Source organism: Nocardia altamirensis NBRC 108246 (genome assembly GCF_001612685.1).
Classification (GTDB): domain Bacteria; phylum Actinomycetota; class Actinomycetes; order Mycobacteriales; family Mycobacteriaceae; genus Nocardia; species Nocardia altamirensis.
Genome location: NZ_BDAY01000043.1, coordinates 1 through 18,599, shown reverse-complemented (window position 1 = coordinate 18,599; position 18,599 = coordinate 1). Strand labels below are relative to the sequence as shown.

The 18,599-nt window shown below is 67.2% G+C and carries 18 protein-coding genes and 1 pseudogene; 11 read left to right on the top strand and 8 right to left on the bottom strand.

Annotated features, from left to right (window positions below; translation table 11 throughout):
* Nucleotides 1-96: 96 nt before the first annotated feature.
* Complete coding sequence (locus tag NA11_RS22685) at nt 97-1,551, top strand: phytoene desaturase family protein (protein ID WP_069163981.1); 1,455 nt, start codon at nt 97-99, stop codon at nt 1,549-1,551.
* A gap of 3 nt (nt 1,552-1,554) precedes the next feature.
* Here the strand turns inward: NA11_RS22685 and NA11_RS22680 are convergent, their stop codons facing one another.
* The 7 genes from NA11_RS22680 to NA11_RS22650 form a co-directional block, all read right to left on the bottom strand.
* Nucleotides 1,555-2,475, bottom strand: coding sequence for a cation diffusion facilitator family transporter (locus NA11_RS22680; protein ID WP_069163980.1), 921 nt, complete (start codon nt 2,473-2,475; stop codon nt 1,555-1,557).
* Between the two features lie 87 nt (nt 2,476-2,562).
* Nucleotides 2,563-3,780, bottom strand: a complete 1,218-nt coding sequence (gene manA / locus NA11_RS22675; RefSeq protein ID WP_069163979.1) for a mannose-6-phosphate isomerase, class I — start codon at nt 3,778-3,780, stop codon at nt 2,563-2,565.
* Nucleotides 3,780-4,982, bottom strand: a complete 1,203-nt coding sequence (locus NA11_RS22670; protein WP_069163978.1) for a tobH protein — start codon at nt 4,980-4,982, stop codon at nt 3,780-3,782. The genes manA and NA11_RS22670 overlap by 1 nt, the downstream gene beginning before the upstream one ends.
* Before the next feature lie 118 nt (nt 4,983-5,100).
* Nucleotides 5,101-6,477: a phosphomannomutase/phosphoglucomutase gene (locus NA11_RS22665; protein WP_069163977.1), complete on the bottom strand. Its 1,377-nt coding sequence runs from the start codon at nt 6,475-6,477 to the stop codon at nt 5,101-5,103.
* Nucleotides 6,478-6,575: 98 nt separating this feature from the next.
* Nucleotides 6,576-6,956, bottom strand: a complete 381-nt coding sequence (locus NA11_RS22660) for a DUF3499 domain-containing protein (RefSeq protein ID WP_069163976.1) — start codon at nt 6,954-6,956, stop codon at nt 6,576-6,578.
* A 230-nt stretch (nt 6,957-7,186) separates the two neighbouring features.
* Nucleotides 7,187-7,666, bottom strand: a complete 480-nt coding sequence (locus NA11_RS22655) for a metallopeptidase family protein (protein ID WP_167837707.1) — start codon at nt 7,664-7,666, stop codon at nt 7,187-7,189.
* 241 nt (nt 7,667-7,907) lie between these two features.
* The gene (locus NA11_RS22650) at nt 7,908-8,141 is read right to left on the bottom strand and encodes a WhiB family transcriptional regulator (protein WP_029901515.1); all 234 of its coding nucleotides are present in this window, start codon (nt 8,139-8,141) and stop codon (nt 7,908-7,910) included.
* A gap of 381 nt (nt 8,142-8,522) precedes the next feature.
* Here NA11_RS22650 and cofD point away from each other — a divergent pair, with 381 nt between their 5' ends.
* From cofD to NA11_RS22610, 8 genes and pseudogenes are all read left to right on the top strand, one after another.
* Nucleotides 8,523-9,671, top strand: coding sequence for a 2-phospho-L-lactate transferase (cofD, locus tag NA11_RS22640; RefSeq protein ID WP_245746072.1), 1,149 nt, complete (start codon nt 8,523-8,525; stop codon nt 9,669-9,671).
* Between the two features lie 11 nt (nt 9,672-9,682).
* Nucleotides 9,683-11,050 carry a coenzyme F420-0:L-glutamate ligase gene (locus NA11_RS22635; protein WP_069163996.1) on the top strand — a complete coding sequence of 456 codons (1,368 nt, stop codon included), beginning with the start codon at nt 9,683-9,685 and terminating at the stop codon, nt 11,048-11,050.
* The gene (locus NA11_RS22630; protein ID WP_069163972.1) at nt 11,047-11,565 is read left to right on the top strand and encodes an NUDIX hydrolase; all 519 of its coding nucleotides are present in this window, start codon (nt 11,047-11,049) and stop codon (nt 11,563-11,565) included. The genes NA11_RS22635 and NA11_RS22630 overlap by 4 nt, the downstream gene beginning before the upstream one ends.
* Nucleotides 11,566-11,758: 193 nt before the next feature.
* Entirely contained in the window at nt 11,759-13,006 is a 1,248-nt protein-coding gene (locus NA11_RS22625) for an alkane 1-monooxygenase (protein WP_069163971.1), read from the top strand.
* Nucleotides 13,003-13,161 (top strand): annotated as a pseudogene (locus NA11_RS44015) (rubredoxin); the annotation flags it as partial. The gene NA11_RS22625 and the pseudogene NA11_RS44015, both read left to right, overlap by 4 nt.
* A 10-nt stretch (nt 13,162-13,171) precedes the next feature.
* Nucleotides 13,172-13,354 carry a rubredoxin gene (locus NA11_RS22620; RefSeq protein WP_069163970.1) on the top strand — a complete coding sequence of 61 codons (183 nt, stop codon included), beginning with the start codon at nt 13,172-13,174 and terminating at the stop codon, nt 13,352-13,354.
* Between the two features lie 40 nt (nt 13,355-13,394).
* Nucleotides 13,395-14,015 (top strand): TetR/AcrR family transcriptional regulator, encoded by a 621-nt coding sequence (locus tag NA11_RS22615; RefSeq protein ID WP_069163969.1) that lies wholly within the window; start codon nt 13,395-13,397, stop codon nt 14,013-14,015.
* 280 nt (nt 14,016-14,295) lie between these two features.
* A complete protein-coding gene (locus NA11_RS22610) occupies nt 14,296-15,450 on the top strand; it encodes an alkane 1-monooxygenase (protein ID WP_245746068.1) in 1,155 nt (384 codons plus the stop codon).
* 20 nt (nt 15,451-15,470) lie between these two features.
* Here the strand turns inward: NA11_RS22610 and NA11_RS22605 are convergent, their stop codons facing one another.
* Entirely contained in the window at nt 15,471-16,517 is a 1,047-nt protein-coding gene (locus NA11_RS22605) for a glycerophosphodiester phosphodiesterase (protein ID WP_084654954.1), read from the bottom strand.
* Nucleotides 16,518-16,617: 100 nt separating this feature from the next.
* Between NA11_RS22605 and ahcY the strand changes: the two genes are divergently transcribed.
* Both ahcY and NA11_RS22595 read left to right on the top strand, forming a co-directional pair.
* On the top strand, nt 16,618-18,102 hold the full coding sequence (ahcY, locus tag NA11_RS22600) for an adenosylhomocysteinase (RefSeq protein ID WP_069163968.1): 1,485 nt from the start codon (nt 16,618-16,620) through the stop codon (nt 18,100-18,102).
* Between the two features lie 262 nt (nt 18,103-18,364).
* On the top strand, nt 18,365-18,599 hold a 235-nt coding region (locus NA11_RS22595; RefSeq protein WP_218023365.1), incomplete at its 3' end, for a hypothetical protein.

The following is an 18,599-nucleotide window of genomic DNA, read 5'->3' as shown; positions in this document are numbered from 1 at the left end:
ACCTCGGCCGATGGACCGGCAGGTCAGCAGCTCGTGTGAGCGAACGCGCATGTCACGGGCCGAAGCGCGGTGTGCGTTGGCCGGTAGCGTGGAGGCATGCCTGATGTTGTGGTCGTCGGATCCGGACCGAATGGGCTCGCCGCCGCGGTGATTCTCGCGAAGGCCGGGCTCTCGGTGGAGGTGTACGAGGCCGAGAACACGGCGGGCGGCGGATCGCGGACCGCGGAGCTGACGTTGCCGGGGTTCCGCCACGACGTGTGTGCGGGCGCCCATCCGATGGCGTTCGCCTCCCCGTTCTTTCGCGCCTTCGATCTCGCGGCACACGGCGTCGAGTTGCTCGCGCCGCAGGTCTCCTACGCGCACCCGCTCGACGGCGGCACGGCAGGCGTGGCCTGGCGCGATCTGGAACGCACCGCCGACGGCCTCGGTCGCGACGGTGCGGCATGGCGCTCGCTGTTCGGCCCGCTGGTTCGCGACTGGGAGACCGTCGTCGACCTCGCGATGTCGGATCTGCGTCGAGTGCCCAAGGGCCTGCTGACCGCCACCCGGTTCGGGCTGCGCACCCTGGAGCAGGGAACGCCGTTGTGGAACACCAGGTTCGACGAGGAGCCCGCCGCCGCGCTGTTGACCGGTGTCGCCACCCACGCGATCACCCCGCCGCGTGCGGTGCCCGCCGCGGGCGCGGGCCTGTTGCTCGGCACGCTGGCGCACGCAGGCGGCTGGGTGCTGCCGAAGGGCGGTAGTCAAGCGATTCCCGATGCCCTCATCACCGAGTTGGAGAGGCTCGGCGGCCGGGTACACGTCGGCAAGCGCGTCGACGCGCTCGGGCAATTCGACGATGTCCGTGCGGTCGTGCTCGACACCGCTCCCGCCGAACTGATCCGGCTCGCGGGCAATCGGCTTCCGGACCGATATGTCCAGCGGCTCCGGCGTTTCCGCTACGGCGGTGCCGCGTGCAAGGTCGACTTCGCGCTCACGGGCCCGGTGCCGTGGCAGGCCGAGCACCTCGAGCTCGCTGGCACCTTGCACTTGATCGGCACCCGCGACGAGGCCATGACCGCCGAACGTGCCGTTGCCGCAGGCCGACACGCCGAGCGGCCCTACGTGCTTGCCATCCAGCCCGGCGTTGTCGATCCGACCCGCGCGCCCGAAGGCAAGCACACCTTCTACACCTACGCGCACGTGCCCAACGGCTCCACCCGCGACATCAGCGAGGACGTCATCGCCCAGGTCGAGCGATTCGCCCCTGGCTTCCGCGAGCTGATCCTCGCCAAGAACGTCTACACCGCGGCCGAACTGCCTTCGCACAACGCCAATTACATCGGCGGTGATATCTCGGCGGGCGCGATGACCCTGCGCCAGTTCGCCTTCCGTCCCACCCCGCGCTGGAACCCCTACGCCACACCGCTTTCCGGCGTCTACCTGTGTTCGGCCTCCACCCCGCCAGGGCCTGGCGTGCACGGCATGTCCGGCGTGCACGCCGCCGGACACGTGCTGCGTCAGCGGTTCGGCATCGATGCGGACCCGCTCGAGCTGGTCCGCGCGGGGTAGGCGCTATCCGCGTTCGGCGCGGTAGAGGTCGGGCTCGAGATAGATGACGCGGGCCGCGGGAACCGCGGCACGCACCCTGGCCTCGGCGTCGTCGATCGCGGCGGCCAGCGCCTCGACATCGAGGCCGGGCACCGTGCCGATCTTGGCCGCCACCAAAAGCTCGTCGGGGCCGAGGTATTGGGTCTTGAGGTGGATCAGTCGATCGATGCGGGTGCCGTCGACGAGGTTCTGCCTGATGGCCAGGTCCTCCGCCGGTGTCGCGCCCTCGCCGATGAGCAGGCTCTGCATCTCGATGATCAGGATGACGGCGATGACACCGAGCAGCAGGCCGATGGCGAGGGTGCCGATACCGTCCCAGATCGGTTCTCCGGTGATCATGGTCAGGCCGACGCCTGCGAGCGCGAACAGCAGACCGACCAGGGCGCCGGTGTCCTCGAGCAGCACCACCGGCAGTTCCGGGCTGCGCGAGGTGCGGATGAAGCGCCACCAGCTCGCGTCACCCTTGATCGGCCGTGACTCCTTGACCGCAGTCATGAAGCTGTAGGTCTCCAGCGCGATGGCGATCACGAGGATGACGACCGCGACGATCGGCGAGGTCAGGTCCTCGGGATGCTGGATCTTGTGAATGCCTTCGTAGATGGCGTAGATCGAGCCGATCGTGAACAGCACCAGCGCGACGATGAACGAGTAGAAGTAGCGGTTGCGCCCGTACCCGAACGGATGCAGCTGGTCGGCCTCCTGTGCCGCGCGCTGCTGACCGAGCAGCAGCAGGCCCTGGTTGGAGGTGTCGGCCACCGAGTGCACCGCCTCGGCGAGCATCGATGCGGATCCGGTGATCGCCGCACCGATGAACTTCGCCACCGCGATTCCCGCGTTCGCCGTCAATGCGGCGAGGATCGCCTTCTTGCCACCACCAGCCGACATGCCTTGGACGTCCTCTCTCCGAATTGCCCGATCCCGGCTAATTTAGCCTGTGCGGTCGTTCGGATGTCCGACGACCGACTCGATTGCTCAGACTGTGCCTACGCACGCGCAGAACAGTTGCGCGGCACCGTCGAGCGCGCGGGCGCGGATGTCGCTGTCGGCGGCCGAGATCCATGCGGCCGCACCGCGCTCCAGCGTCAGCTCCGTCTCGCCCTGCGTCAGCCGCACCGATCCGGCCGTGCACAGCACGATGCCTGGGCCCGCTGCGGTGAGCGGCACCTGCGCCGACCCGGCGGTGAGGTCGAAGCGGCGCAGCGCGAACTCGGGTGCAGGCGTTCGGTATCGCACCGATCCGTCGCCCGCCGGTTCCGGCAGCACCACCGGCAGGTCGATCGGCTCGAAATCCAACACCCGCAACAACTCCGGCACATCGACATGCTTGGGCGTCAGCCCGCCGCGTAGCACATTGTCGGAGTTGGCCATGATCTCGACGCCGAGCCCGCGCAGGTACGCGTGCAGATTGCCCGCGGCGAGGAACAGTCCCTGTCCCGGTTCCAGCGTCAGCCGATTGAGCAGCAGCGCGGCGAGCACGCCCGCGTCACCGGGATACGCCTCGGCGAGTTCGAGTGCGGTGCGCGCCTCAGGGGTGAACTCGCGCTTGCCTTTTCCGGACAGGTACCGCACGCAGCCGTCGAGCACCGCGGGCAGCAGGGTCGCGAGCACCTGCTGCGGCAGCGTGATCCAGGTGGTGAACAGGGTGCGCAGGCCGTCGGAATCCGGTTCTGCGGCAAGCAGGTCGGCGAAGGAGGCGAGCCCGGGAACGTCGAGCGCGCGCAGCAGTTCGACGGTGCGGCGCGGCTCGCGGAAGCCGGCCAGCGCCTCGAACCGGTCCAGCGCGACCACCAGTTCCGGCTTGTGGTTCTCGTCGCGGTAGTTGCGCATCGGCGAGTCGAACGGCACCTTGGTGCGGTTCTCCCGCTCGAAGCCGGCCCGGGCCTGTGCCGTGCTCGGATGCGCCTGCAGCGACAGCGGCTCCTCGGCGGCGAGGATCTTCAGCAGGAACGGCAGCTTGCCGCCGAATTCTGTTGCGGCCGAGCCCAATTCGCGGTCCGGGTGGGCGGCGACGAACTCGAGCAGGGAGCGGGTGCCTTCGGCTGTCTTCACGTGCGCGGGATCGGCGGGATGCGCGCCGAACCACAGTTCGGCCTCCGGATGCGCAGACGGTACTGGTCGGCCGCACAACTGAGCGAGCGCGGTGCGCGAGCCCCAGGCATACGAACGCAGCGCACCTACGAGTTCGTGCACTAGTAGTTGCCCCCGAACTGCCCTTGGTTGTCGGTGGCGATGCCACGGGTGCCGATCAGCCGCAGATAGGCGGCGGCCATCTCCAGCCGGACGGCGAGCACCGCCAGCTGTTCGAGTTCACCGCCGGTCCCCGGCGCCGGTTCTTCTTGGCGTGGCGGCACCGGCACCGAAGGATCGACAAGGCCGGTGTGCAGCAGATCGAGTTCGGCGTTCACCAGGTCGGCATCGACCAGGCTGGATCCGCCGCCGCCGAAGACCGCGATCCGGCGCCGCGCGGCCGCCTGGTCGGCGTCGGCGCTGACGACGAACACCCGGATCCGCTCGACCGGCACCGGCCCGTCGAGCTCCTCGTCGTGGAACAGCGGATCGAAGCCGGGCGCGGATTCGCCTGCGGCCTCGACCATTCGGGACCTGGCGGCGACGGCCTCGGCCAGCTCCACCGCGGTGGACACCCGGCCCGCCGACTGCAGCAGCACCTCGGCGACGTGCTCGGCCAGCTGGGTCGCGGCGGGGGAGTCGCCGGTGAGCACGATGCCGCGCTGATGCATCCGCGCGGCCAGCGTCTTGGCCGGATTGCGGAACATCTCGTTGGTCGGGCCTGCGCGCAAAGCCTCGGCGTCGAGCACATCGGCCAATTCGGTCAGGTCGGGCACGAAGGTGCCGCTGCGGGTCGGATCGACCGCCTGCAGCACGGCGATGCCGACGGCGAGATAGCGCAGCAACCGGTTGTGATCGAGCACCTGCACGCGCGGTGCGAGCACGGCGGCCCGACCGGCCGTGACGGCGCGCAGCGGTCCTTCGATCGGCGCGGCGACAACGACCTCGGCGCCGCGGCGCAGCGCCCGGTCGACGGCATCGAGCAGCCGTGGGTCGCCTGCATCGTCACCGGAGACGAGAACGACATCGAGGGGACCGACCCACGGCGGTAACGCGGCGACGGGCACCACGGGCAGGCCTGCCCGGTCACCGAGGGCGGCGACGAGCAGGCTCGCGGCACGGGTGGCGCGGCCCGCGCCGGAGACGAGCACCACGCTGCGTGGGCGCAGACCGGCCAGGCGCGCGAGCGCGTCCTCGCCGATGGCTGCCGCGGTGGCACGGACCTGAGCGCCGCCAGAGGCGGCCGAGCGCAGGGCGCCGCCGGTATCGGCCGCTTCCAGCGAAGCGGCGTCATCGAGGTCGAGCACCGGAGTTCCAGCGATCATCGGGCGTCCCACCTCCCCTCATCGCGCTGAGTCGTTTCCGCCCTTGCTGCCACCCGGGTCAGCTGCCGCGCCGGGCCCGAGTCGGGCGAATCCAAGGCCTGTGATTCCACTATTCCAGTCAGGAGCGGACGATGCTCAGAATCTCGGTTACGAGTGCGTCTACTTCGTCCGGCGATCGGGCCTCGACGTTGAGCCTGAGCAACGGTTCGGTATTCGACGCGCGCAGATTGAACCAGGCGTCGTCGGCAAGCTGCACGGTCACGCCGTCCAGCCTATCGACCGTGACCGTCCGGTCCCCGAAGGCCTCCACTACCGCCATCGTCCGCTCCTTTGCGTCCGCCACTGTGGAGTTGATCTCTCCGGAGGCCGCATATGTTTCGTAGGCGGCCATGAGCTCGGACACCGGCCGTTCCTTCTCGCCGAGCGCGGCGAGCACGTGCAGCGCGGCGAGCATGCCGGAGTCCGCGCCCCAGAAGTCGCGGAAGTAGTAGTGCGCTGAGTGCTCGCCGCCGAATACCGCGCCGGTCGAGGCCATCTGCTGCTTGATGAACGAGTGGCCGACCCGAGTGCGCACCGGCGTTCCGCCGAGTTCGGTGACGAGCTCGGGCACCGCGCGCGAGGTGATCAGGTTGTGGATGATGACCCCGCCGGGCTCCTTGGCCAGCTCGCGCTCGGCGACCAGCGCGGTGATCGCCGACGGCGACACCGGGTCGCCCTTCTCGTCCACCACGAAGCAGCGGTCGGCGTCGCCGTCGAAGGCGAGTCCGATGTCGGCGCCCGACTTGACCACCAGGTCCTGCAGGTCGACCAGGTTCTTGGGGTCGAGCGGGTTGGCCTCGTGGTTGGGGAAGGAACCGTCCAGGTCGAAGTACAGCGGGACGACGGTCACCTGCGACAGCGCGGCGAACACCGCGGGGACGGTGTGCCCGCCCATGCCGTTGCCCGCGTCCACCGCGACGGTGAGCGGGCGGACCTCGCCGAGGTCGACCAGCTTGCGCAGGAACGCCGCGTAGTCGGCGAGCAGGTCCGTCGTCGTCTCGGTGCCGCGCGGGCCGTCGTAGCCGGGGACGCCCTCGGTGACCTCGCTCTTGATGGTCGCCAGGCCCGTGTCCTGGCCCACCGGAAGGGCTTTGGCGCGGCACATCTTGATGCCGTTGTACTTGGCCGGGTTGTGGCTCGCGGTGAACATGGCGCCGGGGCAGTCCAGGCTGCCCGACGCGAAGTACAGCTGGTCGGTGGACGCGAGCCCGATGTGCACCACGTCGAGGCCCTGCGCGAGCACACCGTCGGCGAAGGCCTGCGCCAGCCCGGGGGAGGACTCGCGCATGTCGTGTCCGATGACCGCCCGCTGTGCGCCTTCCGCGCGCATCAGCCTGGCGAACGAAGCGCCGACGTCCCTGACGAATTCGGCGTCGATCTGTTCGCCGACCACACCGCGAACGTCGTAGGCCTTGATCACCGCGTTGACGAATTCGGCAGAGCGGGCGACAGTCATGACCAACACCCTAGAGGGAGACGGCCGTCGGTGAAGCCGACGGGGGTGGGCAAGTTCAGCCGATGGCCGTCAACAGGGGCCACCTATCGAATCCGTCCTCAGGACGGGGGATCGGGCAGTACCCGGAGGTGGCCGCGGCGGCCGGTGCGGGTGGTGCGCGGCGGCGGTGGGGTGTAGTCGCGGTAGCCGCGCTGGTCGGGCTCGGGCGGGCGGCGGCGCAGGCCTGCCTCGCGGACCGCTTCGGCGAGCGCGGTCAGATCGTCGTCATCCGGTGTGCTGGACGAGAATCCGCCTTCGTGGCGGACCATTTCCCAGCCCTTCGGGGCGGTGATCCGGGAGCCGTGTGTTTCGCAGAGGTCCCAGGAGTGTGGTTCGGCGACGGTCGCGAGTGGTCCGACGACGGCGGTCGAGTCCGAGTACACATAGGTGAGCGTCGCGACGGCCGGATTCTTGCAACCTGGACGGCAGCAACGACGCATGGGGATCACGACGATGAGAGTAACCCCCCTGGCGACCCGATGTGGATAGACACGCTCAGGAATCGGGCAATTACTCCCACCGTTGCGGGGTGCCGCACGTGGGTGGGAGTGTGCCGGGTGCCTCGTGCGGACCTGGTGTCCTCGGTGCCGGGTCCGACCCGGTGTGGTCCTCGGTTATCGCTGCTCGCAACAACATTCGTTACCGGCACCCGCGCGGCTTGGTGTGATTTCTACTCCGGTTCCGGATCGATGAGATCCGGGTCGACGCCGAGGTAGGTGGCGATCTGCTGGACCAGGACCTCGCGCAGCAGCTCGACCAGATCGTCGGGATCGCTGGCGCGCAGCTCGAGTGGTTTGCGGAACAGCACCACCCTGGCCCGGGTGGCCGCGCCGTGCCTGTCGACGCCTGCGGGGATGAGCCGGGACAGCGGCACCGGGCCGTCGGCGACGACCTCATCCGGCCAGGTGACCGAATCAGGGTGCAGCGGACGGATTTTCGGCACATCGTCGACCGCGATGTCGAGTTTGGTCAGCCGGTCGTGCCAGCGGGTGTCCAGCGGCGCGAACGCTTCGAGTACCAGCCGGTCGAATTTCTGGCCCCTGGTCCGCCAGGCGGGCACCGTCGGCGGCAACATCGGGCCTCGCACGCCGCGACCACGGCGGATCACCGACCGCGCGGTCGGTGGACGACGATTCCGGGAACGCACCATGGTTAAAACCTAGTCAGGCCGTCTCGCGGACGCGCATCCAGTAGGTGCCACCTCGGTCACTATGCGGACCGGGTTCGGCGGGACGACCCCGCGGCCGGGCAGGAGGGCCGGGACGCGGGTGGGGGTGCTACCGAGGCGTCGAGGGCGAAGACGCCGACCCGGTCGCATCCCCCAAGTTATCCGGGTGTGCACGAGACTTGTTGTCGCGTGTGCGGATAACTCGGGGGCCAACCCCAAGTTTCTAGCCGATACCGCGCTTCAGGCGGCGACGCTCCCGCTCGGAGAGGCCACCCCAGATACCGAAGCGTTCATCGTGTGCGAGTGCGTACTCCAGGCATTCGTCGCGTACCTCGCAGCCCATGCAGATCCGTTTCGCCTCGCGAGTCGAGCCGCCCTTCTCTGGGAAGAACGCCTCCGGATCGGTCTGCGCGCACAGGGCACGCTCCTGCCACTGCTCTTCGATGGATTCGAACATCTCGTCGAAGCCCGTGACGACCAGGCTGAGTCGGGGTGCCGAGATCCCGTCACCCGTGCTGTGCCCAGGCGTCAGGACTTCCTCACCCCCCTCGCGATCGATCCAGCCGTTGTCTGTGCAGACGCCACGTGCTGCGCCTGCTGTGGAATCGGTCGGCGAGACCATCTCGTTGGCCACCGCTCCGCCTCCTCACTGTGTGTTAGCGCAGAATGATTCGTTCCGTCGGACCAACACGCCTACCGACGGCCATACCCCGCGACGTTGTCCCGCGGACGTCCCCGAGCTCGTCATCCCGATGCGAACATCTGTTCGAAAAGCCGTTCGCGCCTTGCACTCTCGCGCGAACCCGAAATGACATGACTGTGATTAGACACGCCGGACGTGTCGATGGTCAAGCCGCCGTCGCTATTCCGTTACTATCCGCGAACGGCTTCCAAGATGATCTTGAGTCCGAGTAGGGCAAATGACCAGCAACTACATGCTGATGATCGCCCGCTCGGGCAACGCATAGGCTGTGCGGATGTGAGTGTTCATGAAGCGGATACCGAACCGACCACCGGGCCTCGGATCGCCGTTCTGGTCGGGGGTGTCGGCGGAGCGCGGTTCCTCCAGGGCGTAAGGGAACTGCTGCCCGATGCCGATGTCTCGGCGATCGTCAACGTCGGTGACGACGTCTGGATGCACGGCCTCCGGATCTGTCCTGACCTCGATACCTGCATGTACACCCTGGGCGGTGGCATCGACACCGACCGGGGCTGGGGCAGGCTCGGGGAAACCTGGCACGCGAAAGAAGAGCTGGCGAAGTATCACGCGCAGCCGGATTGGTTCGGCCTCGGCGATCGCGATATCGCCACACATTTGGTTCGCAGTGAGATGTTGCGCGCGGGGTACCCGCTTTCCGCGGTCACCGAAGCGCTCTGCAACAGGTGGCAACCGGGCGTGAAACTGATCCCGGCAACCGACGATCGGTGTGAAACGCATGTGGTTGTGAGCGACGCCGACAACCCTGGCGAACGCCGCGCGATCCATTTTCAGGAGTGGTGGGTTCGCTATCGCGCGAACATCGAGACCCACGGATTCGCCACAATTGGGGCAGAAGATGCCAAACCTGCGCCAAATGTGACAGAGATCATAGAGTCGGCCGATGTGGTCTTGCTCGCTCCGTCGAACCCGGTGGTCAGTATCGGCGCCATCCTCGCGGTGCCAGGCATCCGCGGTGCGCTGCGCACCACGGCGGCGAAAGTGATCGGCGTTTCGGGGGTGATCGACGGAAAACCGCTGCGCGGCATGGCCGACGAGTGCCTGTCGGTGATCGGTGTCGAGACGACCGCGCAGGCGATCGGCCGCTACTATGGCGCCCGATCGGCCACCGGCATCCTCGATGGCTGGCTGATCCACACCACCGACACCGCCGATGTGCCCGGCGTCGAGGTACGCAGCGTGCCGCTGCTGATGACCGATCCGCCGACGACCGCCGAGATGGTGCGGGAGGCGCTCGACCTTGCGGGCGTGAAGGAGCGAAGCGAGTGAACAACGAACGCATCACCGCCGATCACCTTGCCGCCGAGGTATTTCTCGATCACGGGGCGAGTGAACTGCGCATCCTGCCGATCACCGGGTTGCCCGAGTTCCGTCCCGGCGACGATCTCGCCGAGCACATCGCCGCGGCCGCGCCATGGCTGGCCGACGGGGACATCCTCGTGGTCACCAGCAAGATCGTCGCCAAGGTCGAGGGGCGCATCGTCGAGACGCCGCTGGATCCGGAGGAGCGCGACGCCGCCCGCCGGGCGCTGGTCGAGCAGGAGGCGGTCCGCGTGCTCGCGCGCAAGGGCCGCACCCTGATCACCGAGAACAAGCTCGGCATCGTGCAGGCCGCCTCCGGCATCGACGGCTCGAATGTCGAACAGGGCGAATTGGTGCTGTTGCCAGCCGATCCCGACGCCAGCGCTGCGGCGTTGCGCACCGCGCTCAGTGCGCGGTTCGGCCTGCGGGTCGCGGTGGTCGTCACCGACACCATGGGCCGGGCGTGGCGCAACGGCCAGACCGACGCCGCGATCGGCGCCTCGGGTCTGCGGGTGCTGCACGACTACGCGGGCGCGGTGGACGGGCAGGGCAACGAGCTGCATGTCACCCAGGTGGCGATCGCGGACGAACTGGCCGCCGCGGCGGATCTGGTGAAGGGCAAGCTCGGCGGCGTTCCGGTGGCCGTTGTCCGCGGACTGCCGGTGTTCGACGACGGATCGAGCGCCGCCGATCTGCTGCGCGGTGGCACCGACGACCTGTTCTGGCTCGGCACCGCCGAGGCGATCGAGCAGGGGCGCCGCGAAGCGGTGCTGCTGCGCCGGTCGATCCGCCAATTCGCCGACGCCCCTGTCGATCCCGAGCGGATCCGCGCCGCCGTCGCGGTCGCATTGACGGCCCCTGCGCCACACCACACCCGCCCGGTGCGGTTCGTCTGGCTGCGCAAGCCGGGCCTGCGCACTCAACTGCTGACGACGATGGCCGAGAAGTGGCGCGCCGATCTGACCGCGGACGGCCTGTCGCCGGAACGAGTGGAACGCCGAATCGCCCGTGGCCGTATCCTTTTCGACGCCCCCGAGGTGATCATTCCGTTCTGTGTGCCCGACGGCGCGCACGACTATCCGGACGAGCGCAGGCGCACCGACGAACGCACCATGTTCACCGTCGCGGTCGGCGCCGCGGTGCAAGGCCTGCTCGTCGCCCTGGCCACCGAGGGACTCGGCAGCTGCTGGATCGGCTCGACCATCTTCGCGCCGGAGATCACCAGGGATGTCCTCGGCCTCGACGGCGACTGGAATCCGTTGGGCGCCATCGCCATCGGTCACCCGATCGAGGAACTCACGCCCCGACCGGTGCGCACCACCGGCCTCGGGCTGGTGGAACTGTGAGTGCGGAATCGCTGCGCGCCTCGGCCACCGCATTGCTCGAATCCTGGTCGCCGCCTACGGGTTCGGATCAATCGCTGCGGCAGGCGATGCTCGCGTTTCTCGGCGCGGCCCCGCGGGGTTGTCTGCGTGAACACGCGCCGGGACACATCACCGCCTCGGCGGTGGTCTTCTCGCACGACGAGCGCGAGGTGCTGCTGACCCTGCACCCGCGAGTCGGCAGCTGGATCCAGCTCGGCGGCCACTGCGAGGAGAGCGACGACACGGTGGCAGGCGCCGCGCTGCGCGAGGCCGTCGAGGAGTCGGGCATCGACGGGCTGCACATGGAGCCGGAACTGTATGGCGCCCAGGCGCATCCGATCACCTGCTCGCTCGGCGTGCCGACCAGGCATCTCGATCTGCTGTTCCGGATCACCGCGCCGGCGGGCGCGGTACCGGTGCGCAGCGCCGAGTCCACCGAACTGCGCTGGTGGCCGGTTGACGCGCTGCCCGACAACGCCGACGTGCTGCTGCGCTAACCCCGCTGGACAACCAACGCGCCGGAACACCCTGGTCGGATACCCCTCCGACCGGGGTGTTTGCGTCTGCACGGGTCCATTCGCTTTACAAATTGGCAGATTTGTCTAGACAGGAGACAAATCGATCTCTATCGTCCAATTCAGAGGTAATGCACATCACACGTGAAGTGCCGCTTTTGGATTGGAGACAACGATGTCGACTGAAGCCGACACGTCCGCGCAGCAGGCAGCCACTCCGGCCTGGCGCGATCGCAAGCGTTATATGTGGCTCTGGGGCCTGTTCGCCCCGACCGGTCTGTTCACCATCGGGATCCCGGTGATCTGGGCACTCAACGAGCTCGGCTGGCATCGGCTGGCGCAGGTGCCGTTCTGGCTCGGGCCGATCCTGGTGTACATCCTGATTCCGTTGGCGGACATCTTCTTCGGGCCCGACGGCGACAACCCGCCGGACGAGGTGATGGAGTACCTGGAGCACGACAGGTACTACCGCTACCTGACCTACCTGTACCTGCCCTTCCAGTACGCGACGCTGATCATGGCCTGCTACCTGATCACCGCGGACAACGTCAGCTGGCTCGGCATCGACGGCGGCCTGCAGCTGGTCGACAAGATCGGGCTGGCGATCACCGTCGGCATGATCGGCGGCATCGGCATCAACACCGCGCACGAACTCGGCCACAAGAAGGTGCAGTTGGAGCGCTGGCTGTCCAGGATTGCCCTGGCTCAGTCGTTCTACGGGCACTTCTACATCGAGCACAACCGCGGCCACCACGTCCGCGTCGCGACGCCGGAGGATCCGGCGAGTTCGCGCGTCGGCGAGAGCTTCTGGGCTTTCTGGCCGCGCACCGTCTGGGGCAGCCTGATCTCGTCGCTGCGGTTGGAGCGGGTCCGGCTCGAGCGCCTCGGCAAGAAACCGTGGAGCTTGCAGAACGAGGTGCTGAGCGCCTGGCTGATGTCGGCCGCGTTGTATGCGGTGCTGCTCGCGGTGTTCGGCATCGGCCTGCTGCCGTATCTGATCCTGCAGGCGGTGGTCGGCTTCAGCCTGCTTGAGGCGGTCAATTATCTGGAGCACTACGGCCTGGTCCGCCAGCGCACCGCGTCCGGTCGCTACGAGCGGCCCGCTCCGGTGCACAGCTGGAACAGCGACCACATCGTCACCAACATCTTCCTGTACCACCTGCAGCGGCACAGCGATCACCATGCGTATCCAACCCGGCGCTATCAGACTCTGCGTAGTTGGGACGGCGCGCCGAATCTGCCTGCGGGATACGCGAGCATGATCCTGCTCGCCTACTTCCCGCCGGTGTGGCGTCGGGTGATGGACAAGCGGGTGCTCGCTCACTACGACGGCGACATCTCGCGGGCGAACATTCAACCCGGCAAACGGGACAAAGTGATTGCGCGCTATCAGGGCGGTGCGACCGGGGAGGTGCGGGCATGAACCGGTATCGCTGTCCTGTCTGCGACTACGTGTTCGACGAGGCGAAAGGCGCGCCGCACGAGGGGTTTCCCCCGGGCACCCGGTGGGAGAAAGTCCCGGACGACTGGTGTTGTCCGGACTGTGGGGTCAGGGAAAAGATCGACTTCGAACCGATGGGGTTCCGAAATGACCGAATTCAAGCTGTTCCAGTGCATTCAATGTGGCTTCGAATACGACGAGGCCGAGGGCTGGCCGGAGGACGGGATCGCGCCTGGCACCCGCTGGGACGACATTCCGGACGACTGGAGCTGCCCGGACTGTGGTGCGGCGAAGGCCGACTTCTTCATGGTCGAAATCGAACGGTCGTGAGGCTTTGACTGCGGGAACCGCCCGTGACAGTGTCGCGGGTATGCCACGCAACGGAACTCGTGTCCCCTATCCGGAGGCGGCGCGGGAGCTGTTGCGCACCTCGGTCCTCGACGCGATGCGCGAGCTGCTCACCGAGCGCGATTGGTCCAAGATCACGCTCGGTGACGTGGCGGCCGGCGCGGGGGTCAGCAGGCAGACGCTCTACAACGAGTTCGGTTCCCGCAGTGGCCTTGCCCAGTCCTATGCGCTGCGCCTGGCCGATGATCTGGTCGATCATGTGGACGCGGCCATCGCGGGCAATGTCGGCGATGTTCGCGCCGCGTTCCGCGAGGGCATGACGAATTTCTTCACCGACGCCGCCGCCGATCCGCTGGTGCAGTCGCTGCTGGCCGGCGAGGTGAAATTGGATCTGTTGCGGCTCATCACCCTTGACGCCGGACCGTTGCTCGACCGCGCGACGGCGCGGCTTTCGCTGGCTTTCCAGCACAGCTGGGTCGCGGCGACGGCCGCCGAGTCGGACGTCATCGCGCACTCGCTCGTCCGGATCGCGTTGAGCTACATCCCGACGCCGCCGCGCGCGGGACGGGACGCGCCCGCGGAGTTGAGCGCGTTGCTGAGTCCCTATGTCGAAGCGATTTTGGCCGCTCGGATCGATCACTGATCTCTATACCAAAAACGGCAGTCGGTTTGCGCTGAGTAAGCCCCAGCTTCACTCACATGTGCGTCCGCTTAAAAACCAACCGGCAAGATTGTAATCCTGATCACGTTTCAACTGTCAAAGTCTGCAAAATGGTCGTACAGTCTGGAACTATTCTCGTACGTCGGAGACAGGGATTCTATTTAGCGGGAGAAACGTGCAAACGGCTGGCAAACTGCGGGTAGCAACCGATCCCAAACGGCACCTGTGGGTTTTCGGGCTGATCGCTCCACTGAGCGCGCTGTTGCCATCGCAGCTCGTGTTGCGCACGGGCGCAACGGTGTTCTGGTGGATCGGTCCCATCATCGTGTTGATCATCATCCCGGTCCTCGACTGGGTTGTCGGCGAGGACGGCACCAATCCGCGCGATGAAGATTACGAGTTGCTGTCCAATGACCGGTATTACCGGTGGTGCACTTATTTGTTCCTTCCTGTTCAACTAATTGGTCTGCTCATTGCCTGCGCAATGTGGTCGGGTCCCGAGTTGAGTGTGATCGACAAACTCGGTCTCGCCACGACCTTGGGATTTGTCAGCGGCATCGGCATCAATGCAGCGCACGAGCTCGGGCATCGGGTCGAACACATGGAGCGCTGGCTGGCCAAGGTCGCGCTGGCGCAGTCCTGCTACGGCCATTTCTTCGTCGAACACAACCGCGGTCACCACGTCCGGGTGGCCACGCCGGAGGACCCGGCCAGCGGTCGGCTCGGCGAGACGCTGTGGGAGTTCCTGCCGCGGAGCGTGTTCGGCAGCTTCCGCTCGGCCATCGAACTGGAACGGGTTCGCCTGGAGCGCAAGAACCTGCGCTGGTTCAGCGTGCACAACCACATCCTGCAGGCGTGGTCGATGAGCGTCGTGCTGTTCGGCACGCTGATCGCGATCTTCGGCATCGGCCTGCTGCCGTGGCTGCTCCTGCAGGCCGTGATCGGTGCAGGCCTGCTGGAGACGGTGAACTTCGTCGAGCATTACGGACTGCTGCGGGCCAAGCGCCCCAACGGAAAGTACGCGCGCTGCTCGCCGCGGGACAGCTGGAACAGTGACCGGCTCGTCACCAACATCTTCCTGTTCCACCTGCAGCGGCACAGTGATCACCACGCGAATCCCGGCCGTCGGTACCAGACCCTGCGCAGTTCGATGCAGGCGCCGCAGCTGCCCGCCGGGTACGCAACGATGATCCTGTTCGCGTTCCTCCCGCCGCTGTGGCGCGCGGTGATGGACCACCGGGTGCTCGAGCACTACAACGGCGACGTCACCCGCGCCAACATTCACCCGCGCATGCGCAAGAAGCTGCTGGCGAAGTACGGGCAGCCGGTCGGTGCGCCGGCCGTGGTGGAGTCGGCCGTGCGTGAGCCGAGTGTGCCGGTGGCAGAAGTGGACATGCGGGAGTCCGGCGCGGCCTAGTCGCCGCGCCGGGCCCCGGCTCAGCGGTGGTAGGCAGGAGGAACGGGGAAACCCTTCTCCTGCAACACCTCTCGCATCCGGTCGGGGTAGTCGGTGATTACCCCGTCCACACCGGTGTCGATCTGCGCGGCGATCGTCGCCTTGTCGTTCACCGTCCATGGGATCACCCGCAGGCCGAACCCGTGCGCTCGATCGACGTAGGTCTTGTCGGCCACCAGCGCGAAGCCGGGCTCGCCCGCCTTCTTGCCGTAGGGCGTCGAGTAGCCCGGCGATACGGCGTTGGCGCCGAGCGCTTTCACCGCGGTCAGCGGATCGCCCGCGTGATCTTCGAAGCGAACGGGCCCGAGCCACTTCGATCCCGCGACGAAGGTGGTGTCGTCGTAGAGCGCCACCAACGGGATCGTCGGATCCGCCTTGCGCACCAGCGGCAGCGAACGCCAATCGAAGCTCTGAATGTCGACATTGCCCGTTTCGCCCGCCGCGGTGACCGCGCCGAGAATGACATCCACGAATTCCTGCGGCGTCGCCGACTGCTCGGGATGCTCGGCCTCCACCTTGGTTTCGATGTTGTAGCGCAGCCGAGCGCCCGGGTAGGACTTCACCAGATCGAACAGCGCGGGCAAGGTCGCGATGCGGTTGCCCGGCAGGCCCTGCTGCCAGGGGTAGTCGGCGAGAGTTCGGCCACAGTCCAGCGTCTGGATCTGCCGGTAATTCAGCTCGTGCACCAGCTTGCCCACATAGGGGAACTGCGGATCGTCCGCGGTCGCCGGTGCGGTGTCCGCACACTTGGTCGCGAGGACGGTCGGGTCGTGCCAGATCAGCGGCACCTTGTCGGCGGTGAGCACGATGTCGAGTTCCAGTGTGCTGACACCGAGTTCGATCGCCTTCGCGAATCCGGGCAGCGATTCCTCGACGGTCAGGCCGCGGCCGCCGCGATGTGCCTGCAGCTCCACGGTTCGCGGTGCGGTAGCGGGTCCGGAGTTCGACGAGTCGTCGCAGCCGGTGCTCACGCCGACGGCGAGCAGGCCGACGACGGTGGTCGTGACAATGGCGCGGAGGTTCGGCATCGCGCCAAGCTAGCAAGGGTGAGTACGGTGTACCCACCCGCCGCGCCAGCGACTAGCCTTGCGTGTTGGTACCGACTTCCAGGAGAGGCAGATAGAGGCTATGACGACCTCAGAACTTCCCGCGCGAACTTCGCTCACCGCCGATGTCCGCAATGGCATCGACTACAAAGTGGCGGATCTGGCGCTGGCCGAGTTCGGCCGTAAAGAGATCCGGCTGGCCGAGCACGAGATGCCCGGTCTGATGGCGCTGCGTCGCGAATACGCGGATGTGCTTCCGCTGCAGGGCGCGCGGATCTCCGGCTCGCTGCACATGACCGTGCAGACCGCCGTGCTGATCGAGACCCTGGTCGCGCTCGGCGCGCAGGTGCGCTGGGCCTCGTGCAACATCTTCTCCACCCAGGACCACGCCGCCGCCGCGGTCGTCATCGGCCCGCACGGCACGATCGACGAGCCCAAGGGCACCCCGGTCTTCGCCTGGAAGGGCGAGACTTTGGAGGAGTACTGGTGGGCCGCCGAGCAGATGCTCACCTGGCCGAACGAGCCTGCCAACATGATCCTCGACGACGGCGGCGACGCCACCATGCTCGTGCTGCGCGGCGCGCAGTTCGAGAAGGCAGGCGTGGTGCCGCCGGAGGACGAGAACCACTCGGCCGAGTACAAGGTGTTCCTGAACCTGCTGCGCGAACGCTTCGAGTCCGACAAGGGCAAGTGGAGCGCGATCGCCGAGTCGGTGCAGGGCGTCACCGAGGAGACCACCACCGGCGTGCTGCGGCTGTACCAGTTCGCCGCGGCGGGCGAGCTGGTGTTCCCGGCGATCAACGTCAACGACTCGGTCACCAAGAGCAAGTTCGACAACAAGTACGGCACCCGCCACTCGCTGATCGACGGCATCAACCGTGGCACGGATGTGCTCATCGGTGGCAAGAAGGTGCTGATCTGCGGCTACGGTGACGTCGGCAAGGGCTGTGCGGAATCGCTTGCGGGACAGGGCGCCCGGGTGCAGGTCACCGAGATCGACCCGATCAACGCGCTGCAGGCGCTGATGGACGGCTACGACGTCGTCACCGTCGAGCAGGCGATCGGCAACGCCGACATCGTGATCACCTCGACCGGCAACAAGGACATCATCACCCTCGAGCACATGAAGGCGATGAAGGACCAGGCCATCCTCGGCAACATCGGTCACTTCGACAACGAGATCGACATGGCGGCGCTGGAACGCTCGGGCGCGGACCGGTTGAACATCAAGCCGCAGGTCGACCTGTGGACGTTCAAGGAGTCGGGCAAAGCGATCATCGTGCTGTCCGAGGGCCGCCTGCTGAACCTGGGCAACGCCACCGGCCACCCGTCGTTCGTCATGTCCAACAGCTTCTCCAACCAGGTGATCGCGCAGATCGAACTGTGGACCAAGCCGGACGAATACGACAACGAGGTCTACCGCCTGCCCAAGCACCTCGACGAGAAGGTCGCGAAGATCCACGTCGAGGCGCTCGGCGGCACGCTGACCAAGCTGACCAAGGATCAGGCCGAGTACATCGGCGTCGATGTCGACGGTCCGTTCAAGCCGGAGCACTACCGCTACTGAGATCCACGCGGTGCGGGTCTCCGGAGTGAGGTCCGCCCGCTGAGATTTTCACCAGCGCACTCGGCCGCCGGGAACCGAAAGGTCCCGGCGGCCTTGGTGTCTCGGCACCATGACTGCCAACCCCACTGCCACTGCCAACCCTGCTGCCATGGTGGCGTTTCCGGCTGCGATTCCATTGATCGGTCCGCGTTGTCATTCGTACTGTTGCGCTACCGATGCGGTCCGGCGAAGAGCTCGCCGGCGACTCTGGGGGTGTGCCGCAATGAATGACAACCGGTGGATTCTGGCGTTCGATTCTTCCTGCGCCAAGTGCAGGCGGATCTCCGACATCGTCACGGAGGTCGCGGGTGACCGGCTGGACACCCGCCCGCTGACGGATCCGGACGTGGTGCGGTGGCGGCACGACAGTCTCGGCCCGACCGCCGCATGGCGGCCGACGCTGCTCCGAGTGTCCGGTACCGGCGTGCGCGGGTGGACGGGCGCCGCGCTCACCGCCC